The following is a 13,698-nucleotide window of genomic DNA, read 5'->3' on the forward strand; positions in this document are numbered from 1 at the left end:
TAGAACGTCGCATCGCTGATCCCGTGCTTGCGGCACAGATCCGCCGCCGTCGCGCCCGCCTGATGCTCTTTCAGGAGCCCGATAATCTGGTCCTGCGTAAATCGTGCTTTCTTCATCGTCTGTCTCCAGTGGACAGACCTTACTTCAATTCGAGGGCATTTCAGGGGGCAAGGTCAATAAGACCACAGTGCCGAGGACAGCTCCCATGCTGACGATCACACTGAGAGAGGCGAAGGCCGGTTTTTCTTCCCTGGTCGACAAGGCGCTCAAGGGTGAGTTCGTGACGATTACCCGCCATGGCAAGCCTGTGGCCGCTCTGGTCTCCATCGAAGCCGCAGATGCCGGACGCAGGGCCATGGGACGGAAGCGTCCCAGTCTGGCATCCTATCTCCGGAGCTTTCCTGACGAGGTTCTGACGCGGAATGCGTCGTCCTCGCGAGATGTCGACCTGTGAGAGGATACCTGCTCGACACCAATGTCATCTCGGTGCTGTCACCCTCCAGGAACGAGGCATCGGAGGCATTTCTCGAATGGCTGGAGCGGATTGACGGGCAGGGCCAGCTCTACCTGTCGGTCGTGACAGTTCATGAAATCGAAAAGGGGATCAGTCTGCTTGAGTATAAGGGCGCAACCGTTCGGGCGGCTGGCCTGAAGATCTGGCTTACCGGTCTGACGGCGACCTATGAGGACCGAATTGTTGGAATCGATGCTTCGGTTGCGACAGTCGCCGGGCGACTGGAAGCAGATGCCCTTGCGGCTGGACATAATCCCGGAATGGCCGATGCGCTGATCGCTGGCACGGCAAAGGCGCACGATCTCCAGGTCGTCACGCGCAATCTGAAGCATTTCGCATCTTTTGATGTTGCGGCTTGGTCTCCTGATGAGGCTGTGACGGGTCATTGATCGAGCGGTCACTCTTTCTCCCGCTAATCCGGCATTGGAAGCAGGCATGCGGCTCAGACACCAAACAAGATCTGAGCTCATTTCTCTGAATTGAGCCTATTTTTCACTCTCAACCCTGTGTACGCTAACCGAAAATGAGGAGGGTCAGTGTGTCAGGTTCGTTGGCAAAGGCGCATCAGAGTGCGATCAGAAATCAGGTTGGGGATGCGATCAGGCAGGCGCGGACGGAAGCTGGCATGCGCCAGCCTGAGTTGGCAAAGGCACTCCAGGTCAGCGTGACAACCATCAGTGAGTGGGAACTGGGCAAGAAGCTTCCTTCTCTCGACCGGCGCGATGAGATTGCCCAGGCTCTCAATATCAATATTGACGAGCTGTGCCCTGACATCGGTCATGTCGAAAAACTCACAAAGAATGATAAGCTGAGACTTGATCGGATTGTTGTGGATGGAAAGTCCCGTGTTGTCGCGTCAAAACGAGATCTTCTTGCAGATACGGCAGATCAGAATACGACTGATACCAGTAGTCAGGAGGATGACCGGCGGGATCTGTTTTTGATTCTTGGCGAGCTTCGCGGGTTTTTCCGGATGATGGCCGAAGACGAGCAGCGTCTTACGCAGGAGCTTGCGGAACTGGCCCGCGGGAGCGGCAATCAGGATATCAGCAGGATAGCTGAACAACTCCAGGAACTTGCCGGGCGACGCGTGGCCAGACTCGATACCCTGATCGATTCCATAAAATAAGCCATATAAGCTTATTAAGCTTGACATGAGCTTATTTCGAGCCCACCTTCTCAGCGTTACGCCAATTCTGGCGCTCTCGGGAAGGATTTGGGCCATGCGGGACCATGCGCAACTTTTGATCGAACAAGCGGTCGCTGCCGTTTTGAGGCTACATCCATCGCCCCTTTGCCTTGCGATACGTCGTGGGCTTGTTGGCGGCCTCTCCCGGGAAGGATTGGTGTGATGCTCGCAGATCCCCCATCCGAGGTGGACGGCATAATAAAGCTGCCTGTTTTCATGACTGTACCAGAGGCGGCTATGGCCGTGAGGCGTCATCCCGAGACCCTGCGTCGCGCCATTCGCGAGGGGCGTCTGGCTGCCTGGCGGCAGCGCGGATGCACGCTCGTGTCGGTTGCAGACCTTATGGCTTATATGGAGGGCTTCCTGTGCCCCGCCCAAAAAATGAAAACCCCCACCTCGAATTCCGGCGCGGCAAGCATCACATCGTCTGGTGGGAAGCGGGAAAACGACGTCGACTTTCGACTGGCTCAGCGGATGAGGAGCGCGCTCGACAAGCGTTAGTCGATTTTGAGCGGGCGTTGGAAAAACACCCGCTTAATATGCTCATGTCCGACGCCTTCGAGCGATATATTGAATCACGGCGCGGCAAGGTATCGGCACTGAAACGATTGCAGGAAGCAATCGTGGCGCTCGACAGGGCTATGGGTCATCTGAGAGTTGACCAGATTGAGCAGCGCATATGGGATCAGTATGCAGCAACGCGCACTCGGAAGCGGAGAAAGAGTGAGGATGTCCCCGTACCTGTATCAAACGGCACGCTTCGGCGGGAATTCAACGTCCTGCGCGCCACTATGCGCCGCGTCTGGAAGGACGGCTTCCTTATCCGGCCGCCGACAATCGAGCCGCCACGGGACTCCGCGCCACGGGATAGATATCTGACCAAAATTGAGGCAAAGCGTTTGCTCGACGCTTGTGAAACGCCTCATGTGCGCTTGTTTGTAGCGCTGGCGATCTACACGGGTGGTCGTAAGGGTTCAATACTTGCTTTAACGTGGGATCGGGTCAATTTTCAGACGGGCATGATCGATTTTCAGGAGCCCGGCCGTGTGCTGACAACCAAGAGGCGTGCTGTGGTTCCGATGACCACAGCGCTCCGCAGGGAACTTGAGAGTGCTTGCAAAGCGCGAAGAGGTGACTTTGTGGTCCAATGGCACGACAAGCCGGTACCGAACGGATTACGTTGGTCTTTTGGGAAGGCTTGTGAGCGCGCCGGGTTGGACTGGAAGCCGACGCCACATCATCTCAAGCACTCTTTGGCAAGCTGGTTTGCGATGGACCGAATTCCAATTGACCAGGCAGCAGACTGGTTGGCCACTGATCCCGTCACCCTCCGGCGAGTCTATAGGAAGTTCGATCCGTCGTACCTCAGGACCATTGCAGATGCTTTTGAACTTTAGTGGTCCATGTGGACCAGTAAGCCACCTGTGGATAAGTAAAATTATCCAGCAAAATCAATGGCGTCCCATAGGGGATTCGAACCCCTGTTGCCGCCGTGAGAGGGCGGTGTCCTAGGCCTCTAGACGAATGGGACGAGGCGAGGGGGTTGATAAGGGATGACGAAAAAGGAGGCAAGGGAGAAAGAGCATATTTTCTCCCGATTGCCGCATTTTTTGTCAGGCGGTCCGGAGCGGTCCGAGCCGTTCGCCCGCGAGCAGGTGAACGTGGTAGTGGGGCACTTCCTGACCGGCGTTCGGGCCGGTATTGCTCAGCAGGCGATAGCCGCTTTGCTCGACATCGAGCTTGCGGGCGACCTCGCCGACGGCCCGGGTGAAGCCGGTGATTTCTGCATCCGATGCGCGGGCGCTGAAATCGGCATGGGACATATACCGTCCGCGCGGAATCACCAGCACATGGACAGGGGCCTTGGGCGCGATATCGGGAAAGGCGAGGGCGTATTCGTCCTCGTAAACGGCCTGAACGGGAATTTCGCCCCGCAGAATACGGGCAAAGATGTTCAGGTCGTCATAAGGATCGGACATCAGACATTCTCCTTCGGACGGGATGCTTTCTCGGCCACGCCACTCATGGCTTCGCGCCGCCGCAATTCAGACCAGACATCCTCCGGCTGCACGCCCGCATCCACCCACATGACCAGCAGGTGATACAGGACATCCGCGCTTTCGCCGATCAATTCACGCTTGTTTCCCGCGACGGCTTCGATCAGGCATTCGACGGCTTCTTCGCCGAATTTCTGCGCGATCTTCCGTGTGCCGCGCGACAGGAGGCGCGCCGAGTGACTCAACGCGGGATCGGTTCCACGCCGGGCGGTGATGGTCTGATAGAGCGTGTCCAGCACACTCGCGTCAATTTCCGGCGGCACGGGAACGGCACTCTTGCGCCCGGTGGATTTCTTGTCGGATTTAGGCGTCGCCTTGGCCAAGTCCTCTTCCTCAAGTTCTGGTCAGCAGGTGCCAACCTTGTTGGCTCAAATCCGTCCCGGGCGCAAGGAAGCCTCAATGGCGATAGCGCCTCGGCCTGATTTTCGAGAGGGCGCGCGCCTTTTGTCGGATGCGGGCCGGAGTTCGGCGTGGCGACGTCGATAGTCAAACCGACGCGCGTCCTCAATCACCCATCCGGACGGGAAGCCCCGCATCCTTCATCGCCGCCTTCACGGTGTCGATCCCGAATGTGCCGAAATGGAACACGCTGGCCGCCAGCAATCCGCTCGCTCCGGCCCGTGCGCCGTCCACGAAATGCTCAACCGTTCCCACGCCGCCCGATGCGACGACCGGCAGGTGGACGGCGCCGCACACGGCGCGCAGCAGATCGAGATCGAAGCCTGCGCGCGTTCCGTCGCGATCCATGCTGGTAAGGAGAATTTCGCCCGCGCCGCGTGCCTGCATCTGCTGCGCCCAGGCGATCGCGTCGATTCCCGTCGGTTCCCGGCCGCCCTTCACATACACTTCCCACCCGCCACGCCCGTTCGCGCGCGCGTCGATCGCGACGACCACGCACTGGCTGCCGAAGCGTTCGGCGCAATCGTTGATCAGTCCGGGCGTGCGGACGGCCGCCGAGTTGACGGCACATTTATCCGCACCGGCAAGCAGAAGCCGGCGCATGTCCTCCGGGCCGCGCACCCCGCCGCCGACGGTCAGCGGCAGGAAAATCTTCTGCGCCGTGCGGCTGACGACATCGAGGAGAGTGTCCCGGTTTTCCACGCTCGCGGTGATGTCGAGGAAGGTCAGCTCGTCCGCCCCCGCCGCATCATAGACCGCAGCCTGCTCCACCGGATCGCCCGCATCGCGCAGGGAGACGAAATTGACGCCCTTGACGACGCGTCCATCCTTCACATCGAGACAGGGAATGACGCGAAGCTTGAGCATCACACCGCTCCCAGCACTTCGAGCGCCTCCGCCAGCGTGATCCGGCCGTCATAGAGCGCGCGCCCGACGATCACGCCGGAAATACCGGGGGCATCCCGCGCGACCTCCCGCAGCGCCGCGAGATGGGCGATCTCGCCCACGCCGCCACTGGCGATCACGGGGATGGAGAGGCTGTTCGCGAGTGCCGCCGTCTGGTCGAGATCGAGCCCCTCCAGCATGCCGTCGCGCGTGATCTCGGTGAAGATCACCGCCGCCACCCCCGCATCCTGCATCCGCAAGGCGAGATCGCCCGCCGTCATGTCCGAGATCTCGGCCCATCCCTCCGTCGCGACGCGGCCCTGGCGCGCGTCGATTCCCGCGACGATCCGGCCCGGAAAGCGGGTGGCGGCCTCGCGCACGAGGGCAGGAGCCTTCACCGCGATCGAGCCAAGAATGACGCGCGCGACGCCCCTGTCCAGCCAGTGCTCGATCGCCGCCATGTCGCGAATGCCGCCGCCGAGTTGCACCGGCACCGTGGCGGCATCCAGAATCGCCGCGATTGCCGGAGCGTTGGCGGAGCGTCCCTCGAACGCGCCGTTGAGATCGACCACATGCAGATGCGCGCAGCCCGCCGCGACGAAGCGCCGCGCCTGGGCGGCGGGATCGTCGGAATAGCGGGTCGCGTCCTCCATCTCGCCGCGACGCAGGCGCACGCAGGCGCCGTCCTTCAGGTCGATGGCGGGATAGAGGGTCAGAGGACGGCGGGAAGTTTCCGTCACGTGTTGTCGTCCTTTATCGAAGGCGCCGTCTCGTCCTCGTCGTCGAGCAGCTTGACCAGATAGAGCCCCTTCACCAGCGCGCCGCCGCTGCGCGCGTAATAAGGGTGCGTGCCCCAATGCTCGAAGCCGAGCGAGCGGCAGAGGGCAATGGCGGCGATCTGCGTCTCCCGCACATCGCAATTCAGCACGCGGCAGCCCATGGCGCGGGCGGAACGGATGACGGCGCGCGCCAGGGCGCGTCCGAGACCGCGACCGCGCGCATAGGGCGCGACGTGGATGCCGGAGAGATGGGCGCTCATGGCCTGCGCCTCGTTATTGCGCGCCGGGCGGCTCAGAACGGCGGCGCCCTGGATCATCCCGTTCTCCCGCACGACGAACAGCCCCGTCTCGGGCACGAGCAGCAGGCCCTGGAAGTAGCGCGCCAGCAGGGACGGGGCGGGCGGGGACAGCCAGCCGAACCCGCCGCCATCGAGGATCGCGGCGATGGTCGCCTCGCACAGCGCGGCAAGGTCGTCCTCGCTGAAGCGGGACACACGCTCGGCGGAGATGGACGCGTGACCGCTCATGTGGCGGGAACCGGCTGCCAGAGCAGGAAATTCGCCATGATCCGCAGTCCCGTACGCTGGCTCTTCTCGACATGGAACTGCGTGCCGCAGCGGTTGCCGCGCGCGACGATGGCCGGAACCCGGCCGCCATATTCCGCGGTGGCGACCAGATCGGCCTCATCATAGCCGCGCAGAGCGTAGGAATGGACGAAATAGCCATGCGCGTCGGCGGCGAGCCCTTCGGTCAGCGGATGCGAGTCCCGGGTGTGGTCGAGCCGGTTCCAGCCCATATGCGGCAACCGCAGGCCGAGTTCCGTCGCGTCGTCCATGGGGGCGATCTCGCCCCTGATCCAGCCGAGGCCGGGCGTGACGCCATGTTCCAGCCCCCGCTCGGCCATCAACTGCATTCCGACGCAGATGCCCAGAAAGGGCGTTCCCTCCCGCGTCGCTTCCTCGATGGCGTCACGCAGTCCCGCGCCAAGCTCCTGCGCGCAATGGTCGAACGCGCCCTGGCCGGGAAGAATGATGCGGGAGGCCGCGCGCACCGTGGACGGATCGCCGCTGATGACGACATCGTGCGGCAGGCCCAGATCGGCCGCCGCGCGCCGCGCCGCCTGGGCAGCGGAGGCGAGATTGCCGCCGTTATAGTCGATGATGACGATGGGCGCGGCGGTCACAGCACCCCCTTTGTCGAAGGGATCGCGCCCGCGGCGCGCGGATCATGGGCGACGGCCATGCGGAGCGCGCGGGCGAACGCCTTGAAGCAGCTCTCCGCGATATGATGCGCATTGCGCCCCGTCTTGCAGGCGAGATGCAGCGTAACATGCGCGGACATGGCGAAGGCACGGAAGAATTCCTCGAAAAGCTCGGTATCCATCTCGCCGATCCGCTCGCGGGGAAATTCGATCGACCAGGCGAGATAGGGGCGGCCGGAAATATCCACCACCGCCTCGCACAGCGCCTCGTCGAGCGGGACCAGCGCATGGCCGAATCGCGTGATTCCCCGCTTGTCGCCGATCGCGTCACGAAAAGCCTGACCCAGGGCGATGCCGATATCCTCGACCGTATGATGGCCGTCGATATGCAGGTCGCCGTTGCAGCGCAGGTCGAGATCCAGCCCGCCATGCTTCGCCAGCGCGGCGAGCATGTGGTCGAAGAAACCTATGCCGCTGTCCAGCTCCGCGCGGCCATGGCCGTCCAGCCCCAGGGCGAGTGTGATGTCCGTCTCACTTGTGACCCGATGAATGCGGGCGATGCGTGGCGCGTTCATGGCGGTCTCCATACCCTATCCGCCGGGCGAGCGATACAGGCTGGCCGACCCGGAGGCGGCGTTCGCGTCGCGCCCGGCGTCACTTTCGAATGTTTTCGCTTGGCGATGCTTCCGGCTCTTGCCATCTATAAAGGCATCATGACAGATTCCGCCACGCCTCATTCGCCGACGCTCTCCTTCCTGCTCTCGCGCGTCTCCTGCGATGCGCTGGCCGAACCCGCGCCGGACAAGCATCAGATCGCCGCGATCCTCTCCGCCGGGCTGCGCGCCCCGGATCACGGGAAGTTGCGTCCCTGGCGCTATGTCGTCATCAAGGGGAAGCGGCGCGCGCAATTCGCCGAGCTGGTTGTCAGGGCCATGCGGGCGGTTGAGCCCGACATTTCGGAGAAGAAGATCGAGAAACGGTTCCATCGCTTCTCCGAGATGCCCATGACCGTCGTGCTGGGCATGCATCTGGAGGAAAGCGGCAAGATCCCCGTATCCGAGCAGGAAGCCTCCGTCGCCGCCGGGGCGATGAACGTGCTCAACGCGCTTCATGCCGAGGGGTTCGGCGGCATGTGGGTGTCCGGCGACTATATGAACGAGCCGGAATTCCGCTCGGCGCTGGGTCTCGGCGACTCCGACCGTATCGCCGGCTTCATTTTCGTCGGAACGCCAACCAAGACGCCGCACATGCCCCGGCGTCCCGAGATCGAGGATTACATGGCCTTCTGGACGGGCGAGCCGGTCAGCTTCCGGGCCGACACATGATTCGCGAGACCGAGATCGTCGTCGCGGGCGGCGGCCCGGTCGGGCTCGCCGCCGCCATCTCCTTGGCGCGGGACGGCCGCGAGGTGACGGTCATCGAGCGGGCGCCGGAACCGATCCTCGCGCGCCCCGCCTTTGACGGGCGCGAGATCGCGCTGACCCATCACGCATCGAACTGGCTGAAATCCGTTGGCGCATGGGCGCATCTTCCCGCTCACGCGATTTCCCCGCTTCAGACGGCGCGGATCGAGAGCGGACACACACCGCGGAAGGGCAGGGCGCTGCTGTTTCGCGCGCCTCAGGACGGGCCGGACGCGCTGGGTCATCTCGTCGCCAATCACCTGATCCGTACGGCGCTCTTCGCCGTGGCGAAGGTGGAGCCGCGCGTACGGATCGTTTGTGGCCTCGGAATCACGGAAGCCGCCACCAGCCGACGGCAGGCGCGCGTCACGCTGGAAAATGGTGTGCGCTACGACTCGTCCCTGCTGATCGGCGCGGACGGACGTTTTTCGCGCCTGCGCCAGATGATGGGGATCGGCGCGATCGTGCATGATTTCCACGCCAGCATTCTCGTCTGCCGCCTCCGCCATCCGATGCCGCATGACGCCACCGCGCTGCAATGGTTCGACGAGGGCCAGACCATCGCGCTCCTGCCGGTCGCCGCCGATGATCGTCCCGGAAGCGTCTCCTCGCTCGTCCTCACCCTCCCGGCGGACGAAATCGAGGCCCTGCGCACCATGGACGAGGTCTCTTTCAACGCCGACATCACCGCGCGCACCCAGGAGCGTTTCGGCCAGATGACGTTGGAAAGCGCGCGTTGCGTCTATCCGCTCAAGGCCGTCTATGCGCATCGCTTCCAGACCACGCGCTTCGCCCTGCTGGGAGACGCGGCTGTCGGCATGCATCCGATCACCGCGCATGGCTTCAATCTCGGCCTGCGCGGACAGGAGAGTCTGGCCCGCGCGATCGCCGAGGGGGAGGGCGACGCGGGCGATCCGGCGGCGCTCCGCAGTTTCCAGCGGCGGCACCGGATGGCCACGGCACCGCTCTTCGCCGCCACCAATGGGATCGGCGTGATTTATTCGCATGATGCCCTGCCCATGCTCGCGCTGCGTCGGGCGGGTCTCGGCATCGCCGATCAGCTCGCCCCGTTCAAACGCTTCGTCACGGGGGTGCTGATGGACCGGAATTCTCCCGCCTGACCCAGGAATGGGCCTCCGCGAGATAGAGTCGCTCCGGCGCAGTGCAATTCTGCGTGTTCCACGGCCACGTGAAAAGAATAAAGTGATCTTTATGAAATAGGGTCATCTTCAGGGGCGAGCTTTATTGGCTCGGAACGGAGAAGGGCCAATGGATGCTGGCTGTCGTCATACGCGGTGCAGGAGATCTGGCGATCGAGGGGCAGGAGACGGGCGATCCCGACTGGGGTCAGGTCGTCGTGCGTGTCGAGGCGGGCGGGATCGGCGGCACTGAATCATTTCTTTACCAGAACGGCATCTCGGGGCCTTCGGGATGTGTCCGCATGGAGTCACTCATTCCCGGCCATGAGGTGGCCGGGCGCATCGCGCGGATAGGGCCGGGGGTCACGGGACTTCGCGTAGGCGATCTGGTCGCCGTCGATCCGCGTGTGCCCTGTGGCGCGTGCCGGTGCTGCCGGAGCGGCTCGCCGGATCTGTGCCTCTCCCCGCGCATTCTCGGGACATTGATGGCGCGCCGCACGCCTGTTCAGGGCGCGTTCCGTGACGAATTTCTGTGCGCGGCGCTGCAATGCGTGCCGGCCGCTTTCATGGACGCTTCGGCCCTTGCGCTCTCGAACCCCATGGCCACCGCGCTGCGTGCTCTGTCCGGAGCGGGTGAACTGGAGGGACGCCGGTTGCTGGTCATGGGGGACAGCACGCCGGCCGCGCTGGCGGTGGCGGCCTCCCGGCTCCATGGTGTCACCTCCGTCGCCGCGGCGTCGACGGAGCCGCAAAGTCTCGCCGTGGCCGCGCGTCTCGGCGCGGACCATACGGTCGATATCGAGAGACGTCCGGGCGCCCTTGCGCGGCCGGAAAACCGGGCGGACGTCACGCTGTTCTTCGGCGCGTCGCCGGAGCGGGCCGCCCTGCGGGAGGCGATGCTTGTGGATGCCGTCGCGCCTGGCGGTATTGTCGTCCTGGCCAACGCGGCCCGGCTTTCGATCAAGACGCAGAAACTCTTCGCCGCGCGAGGCATCATTCTTCGTGACGCGCCTCAGTCAGACGGCCAGTCAAAAGCGTTTCGCGAGGCGGTCAGCCTGATCGACAGCCGTCATGTGCAGCTCGATACGCTGATCGAACGTCATTACCCCATGCGCGATACCCGCACGGCATTCGAACATGCGACGACTCATCGCGGAGCGACGAAGATCCAGATCGCTTTTTAGGTGGCGTGAAGCAAAAAACTTTTGCAACCGGGTTTAGAAGTTTTCCGGAAAATCACTCCATGGGAACAGCGAGCGCCACGCCCGCCGAGACGCTCCCGTGACCGGCCCGCTGCGCGTTCACGCCCGCGCCGTTGGCGAGCGCCTCTCCCACCTGATGTGCGTCGCGATGGAAGAAATCCGGACGCAAGCCGGCTTCCTCGCTTTCCCCTTCCGCCGGGGCCTCAATATCGTCATCAGGCAGAGGTGCCGCGGAAAATTGCGGCTGCCCGTGAACCTCCATGACTTCGACATGGCCATGGGTCGCGGATCGTTTGAGCAGCGGCGAAGCGGTGTCGCTCTTGTTGAACGACAGATCCGTCATCTTGCCGAACCCGACAGTATTCGGATGGAGAAGCTTTCGCCCCTGCGCGACCGAAGACGAGCCCCCCGCATGCGCGCAGGCGGGCGCGAATATCACCACAACGGCAGCAGAGAGCCGGATCACTTTCCGCCGTACCATGGGGAACCTCTCCGAGAAACCAACTCCCGGCAGTGTTGCGCCTTCAGGACATGAAATGCAAATCTTTCACTCCGAATGTTTCAGTCGGTTGCAAAACGTGATTGCAACCTCAGAGCGGCACCACATGCTGGGCGGCGTCCGTCAGCACGGCGATGCCCGGCAGCAATTTGCCCTCCAGCCACTCCATGAAGGCCCCGCCCGCCGTGGAGACATAGCTCATCTGATCGGCCACACCCGCATGACGCAGGGCGGAGACGGTGTCTCCGCCACCCGCGATGGTCTTGAGCTTGCCTTCTTTCGTCAGACGGGCCGCTTCCCGCGCCACGGCGACGGTCGCCGCGTCAAACGGCTTGATCTCGAACGCCCCGAGCGGACCGTTCCAGACCAGCGTCTTGAGTCCGGCCAGTTGCTCGTTGATGAGCGCGACGGTGCGCGGACCGGCGTCGAGGATCATGGCGTCGGCGGGCACCGCGTCGATCGGGCAGATTTCAGACGGCGCGCCCTCACGGAATTCGCGGGCGATCACCGCATCCACGGGCAGGATGATCTTGCAGCCGGCCTGCTGCGCGCGGGCGACGATCTCGCGCGCCGTCTCATGCATCTCGGCCTCCTGCAAGGATTTGCCGACCGGAACACCTTCGGCGGCGAGGAACGTGTTCGCCATCGCCCCGCCGATGAACAGGATGTCCACCTTGTTGACGACGTTGCCGATCAGATCGAGCTTGGTGGAGATCTTCGCCCCGCCGATCAGCGCGCCGACCGGATGATCGGGCTTCTCCAGCGCTGCGGAGAGTGCATTCAGCTCCGCCTCCATCAGCCGCCCGGCGAAGGCGGGCAGGTGGCGCGCGAGGCCTTCCGTCGAGGCATGAGCGCGATGCGCGGCGGAGAAGGCGTCGTTGACGTAGATTTCGCCGCTCTTCGCCAGCGATGCGACGAATTCGGGGTCGTTCTTTTCCTCACCCGCATGGAAGCGCGTGTTTTCGAGAATCAGGATGTCTCCATCCTTCATCGCCGCGATGGCGTGCTCCACTTCCGGCCCGATGCAGTCGGACACGAAGCGGACCGTGTGCCGGGTCTTCTCCGCCATCGCCGCCGCGATGGGCGCGAGCGACATTTCCGCCACGACCCTGCCTTTCGGACGGTCGAAATGGCTGAGCACGATGACGCGGCCGCCCTTTTCCACGAGTTCCTCTACTGTCGGCAGGACGCGGTCGATGCGCGTCGTATCCGTGATGCGCCCCTCCCGGACCGGGACGTTGAGGTCGGCCCGCAGAAGGATGCGCTTACCGGCCGGCGAGAGGTCATTGAGCGTGCGAAAGGCGGCCATGACGTGCTCCTGTCCTGCTCAGAGGCTGCCGAAGAGGGCAGCGGTGTCGGACATGCGGTTGGAGAAGCCCCACTCATTATCGTACCAGGCGCAGACGCGCACCATCTCGCCGCCGTTGACAAGGGCGGTCTGCGTCGCGTCGAAGGTGGACGAGGCGATGTGGTGGTTGAAGTCGGAGCTGACCAGCTCGACCTCGGTGTAGTCGAGGATGCCCTTCAGCGGCCCTTCGGCGGCGGCCTTCGCCACGGCCGCGTTGACCTCCTTCACCGACGTCACCGGGCGCTCGGGAATGAAATCCAGCGAGACGACCGAGACGTTCGGCGTGGGGACGCGAATCGAGGTGCCGTCGAGGCGCCCCTTGAGATGCGGCAGGACGAGCCCGATCGCCCGGGCGGCGCCGGTCGAGGTGGGGATCATGTTCAGCGAGGCGGCCCGGGCGCGGCGCATGTCCTTGTGCAGCGTGTCCACCGAACGCTGGTCGCCGGTGAAGGAGTGGACCGTCAGCATATAGCCGCATTTGATCCCGAAGGCATCGTCCAGAACCTTGGCCACCGGGGCCAGGCAGTTCGTCGTGCAGGAGGCGTTGGAGATGACGGTCATGTCTTTCGTCAGCATCGCGTTGTTCACGCCGTAGACGATGGTCGCGTCGACATCCGTGCCCGGCGCGGAGATGATGACCTTGCGCGCGCCCGCCTTGAGCAGGGCCGACGCCTTCTCCTTGGAGGTGAAGAGGCCGGTGCACTCCATGGCGACGTCGATCCCCTGGAAGGGCACGGCGGTCGGATCGCGCTCGGCCGAGACGGTGATCGGATCGTAGACCCGACCGTTGGCCTCGATGATCATCTTGTTGCCGTCCACGCGGACGGTGCCGTTCAGCCGGCCATGGACGCTGTCATAAGACATGAGATGGGCATTGGCCTCGACGGAGCCGAGATCGTTGATCGCCACGGGCACGACATCGGTTCGGCCGCTCTCGATGATGCCGCGCAGCACAAGACGACCGATACGCCCGAATCCGTTGATTGCGATCTTTACAGCCACTTTGCGTCACTCCGTTATCCATGCTTTCGCCCGGTAACGTCCCGGCGAAGGCGTCGCTTTCCTGGTCAGGGCCGCAAGTCT

At 63.6% G+C, this 13,698-nt stretch carries 16 protein-coding genes, 1 tRNA gene and 2 pseudogenes; 8 read left to right on the forward strand and 11 right to left on the reverse strand.

Annotated features, from left to right (window positions below; translation table 11 throughout):
- Positions 1-116 (reverse strand): transposase (locus EDC31_RS00005; protein ID WP_165920193.1); only part of this gene is annotated, 116 nt, incomplete at its 3' end.
- Positions 117-205: 89 nt separating this feature from the next.
- Between EDC31_RS00005 and EDC31_RS00010 the strand changes: the two genes are divergently transcribed.
- The 5 genes and pseudogenes from EDC31_RS00010 (at position 206) to EDC31_RS00030 (ending at position 3,100) form a co-directional block, all read left to right on the forward strand.
- Positions 206-454, forward strand: coding sequence for a type II toxin-antitoxin system Phd/YefM family antitoxin (locus EDC31_RS00010; protein WP_042061906.1), 249 nt, complete (start codon positions 206-208; stop codon positions 452-454).
- The gene (locus EDC31_RS00015; RefSeq protein WP_042061908.1) at positions 451-903 is read left to right on the forward strand and encodes a type II toxin-antitoxin system VapC family toxin; all 453 of its coding nucleotides are present in this window, start codon (positions 451-453) and stop codon (positions 901-903) included. The genes EDC31_RS00010 and EDC31_RS00015 overlap by 4 nt, the downstream gene beginning before the upstream one ends.
- A gap of 149 nt (positions 904-1,052) precedes the next feature.
- Positions 1,053-1,643 carry a helix-turn-helix domain-containing protein gene (locus EDC31_RS00020; protein ID WP_158310366.1) on the forward strand — a complete coding sequence of 197 codons (591 nt, stop codon included), beginning with the start codon at positions 1,053-1,055 and terminating at the stop codon, positions 1,641-1,643.
- 276 nt (positions 1,644-1,919) lie between these two features.
- Positions 1,920-2,048, forward strand: a pseudogene (locus EDC31_RS18470) (helix-turn-helix domain-containing protein); the annotation flags it as partial.
- 20 nt (positions 2,049-2,068) lie between these two features.
- On the forward strand, positions 2,069-3,100 hold the full coding sequence (locus EDC31_RS00030; RefSeq protein ID WP_222592970.1) for a tyrosine-type recombinase/integrase: 1,032 nt from the start codon (positions 2,069-2,071) through the stop codon (positions 3,098-3,100).
- 58 nt (positions 3,101-3,158) lie between these two features.
- Here EDC31_RS00030 and EDC31_RS00035 read toward each other — a convergent pair.
- The 7 genes and pseudogenes from EDC31_RS00035 to hisB all read right to left on the reverse strand — a co-directional run bounded on the left by EDC31_RS00035 (position 3,159) and on the right by hisB (position 7,599).
- Positions 3,159-3,234, reverse strand: a tRNA-Glu gene (locus EDC31_RS00035).
- 82 nt (positions 3,235-3,316) lie between these two features.
- Positions 3,317-3,682: a histidine triad nucleotide-binding protein gene (locus EDC31_RS00040; RefSeq protein WP_042059285.1), complete on the reverse strand. Its 366-nt coding sequence runs from the start codon at positions 3,680-3,682 to the stop codon at positions 3,317-3,319.
- A complete protein-coding gene (locus EDC31_RS00045; protein ID WP_081797621.1) occupies positions 3,682-4,083 on the reverse strand; it encodes a phosphoribosyl-ATP diphosphatase in 402 nt (133 codons plus the stop codon). Before EDC31_RS00045 ends, EDC31_RS00040 begins: the two co-directional genes overlap by 1 nt.
- A gap of 181 nt (positions 4,084-4,264) precedes the next feature.
- A complete protein-coding gene (hisF, locus tag EDC31_RS00050; protein ID WP_042059284.1) occupies positions 4,265-5,026 on the reverse strand; it encodes an imidazole glycerol phosphate synthase subunit HisF in 762 nt (253 codons plus the stop codon).
- A pseudogene (gene hisA, locus EDC31_RS00055) lies at positions 5,026-6,350 on the reverse strand (1-(5-phosphoribosyl)-5-[(5-phosphoribosylamino)methylideneamino]imidazole-4-carboxamide isomerase). Before hisA ends, hisF begins: the two are co-directional and overlap by 1 nt.
- Positions 6,347-7,006 (reverse strand): imidazole glycerol phosphate synthase subunit HisH, encoded by a 660-nt coding sequence (gene hisH / locus EDC31_RS00060; protein ID WP_042059281.1) that lies wholly within the window; start codon positions 7,004-7,006, stop codon positions 6,347-6,349. The pseudogene hisA and the gene hisH overlap by 4 nt, the downstream one beginning before the upstream one ends.
- A complete protein-coding gene (gene hisB / locus EDC31_RS00065) occupies positions 7,003-7,599 on the reverse strand; it encodes an imidazoleglycerol-phosphate dehydratase HisB (protein WP_042059321.1) in 597 nt (198 codons plus the stop codon). Before hisB ends, hisH begins: the two co-directional genes overlap by 4 nt.
- 138 nt (positions 7,600-7,737) lie before the next feature.
- Here hisB and EDC31_RS00070 point away from each other — a divergent pair, with 138 nt between their 5' ends.
- The 3 genes from EDC31_RS00070 (at position 7,738) to EDC31_RS00080 (ending at position 10,750) form a co-directional block, all read left to right on the forward strand.
- Complete coding sequence (locus tag EDC31_RS00070; protein WP_042059318.1) at positions 7,738-8,349, forward strand: nitroreductase family protein; 612 nt, start codon at positions 7,738-7,740, stop codon at positions 8,347-8,349.
- On the forward strand, positions 8,346-9,548 hold the full coding sequence (ubiM, locus tag EDC31_RS00075; protein WP_042059279.1) for a 5-demethoxyubiquinol-8 5-hydroxylase UbiM: 1,203 nt from the start codon (positions 8,346-8,348) through the stop codon (positions 9,546-9,548). The genes EDC31_RS00070 and ubiM overlap by 4 nt, the downstream gene beginning before the upstream one ends.
- A gap of 152 nt (positions 9,549-9,700) precedes the next feature.
- Positions 9,701-10,750 carry an alcohol dehydrogenase catalytic domain-containing protein gene (locus tag EDC31_RS00080; protein WP_042059277.1) on the forward strand — a complete coding sequence of 350 codons (1,050 nt, stop codon included), beginning with the start codon at positions 9,701-9,703 and terminating at the stop codon, positions 10,748-10,750.
- A gap of 52 nt (positions 10,751-10,802) precedes the next feature.
- Here the strand turns inward: EDC31_RS00080 and EDC31_RS00085 are convergent, their stop codons facing one another.
- The 3 genes from EDC31_RS00085 to gap all read right to left on the reverse strand — a co-directional run bounded on the left by EDC31_RS00085 (position 10,803) and on the right by gap (position 13,617).
- A complete protein-coding gene (locus EDC31_RS00085; protein WP_132126862.1) occupies positions 10,803-11,249 on the reverse strand; it encodes a hypothetical protein in 447 nt (148 codons plus the stop codon).
- A gap of 109 nt (positions 11,250-11,358) precedes the next feature.
- Positions 11,359-12,576: a phosphoglycerate kinase gene (locus tag EDC31_RS00090; protein ID WP_042059274.1), complete on the reverse strand. Its 1,218-nt coding sequence runs from the start codon at positions 12,574-12,576 to the stop codon at positions 11,359-11,361.
- Between the two features lie 18 nt (positions 12,577-12,594).
- On the reverse strand, positions 12,595-13,617 hold the full coding sequence (gene gap, locus EDC31_RS00095; RefSeq protein WP_042059272.1) for a type I glyceraldehyde-3-phosphate dehydrogenase: 1,023 nt from the start codon (positions 13,615-13,617) through the stop codon (positions 12,595-12,597).
- Positions 13,618-13,698 lie beyond the last annotated feature (81 nt).

Origin of the sequence: Acidomonas methanolica (assembly GCF_004346035.1) — a bacterium.
In the GTDB taxonomy this organism is placed as follows: domain Bacteria; phylum Pseudomonadota; class Alphaproteobacteria; order Acetobacterales; family Acetobacteraceae; genus Acidomonas; species Acidomonas methanolica.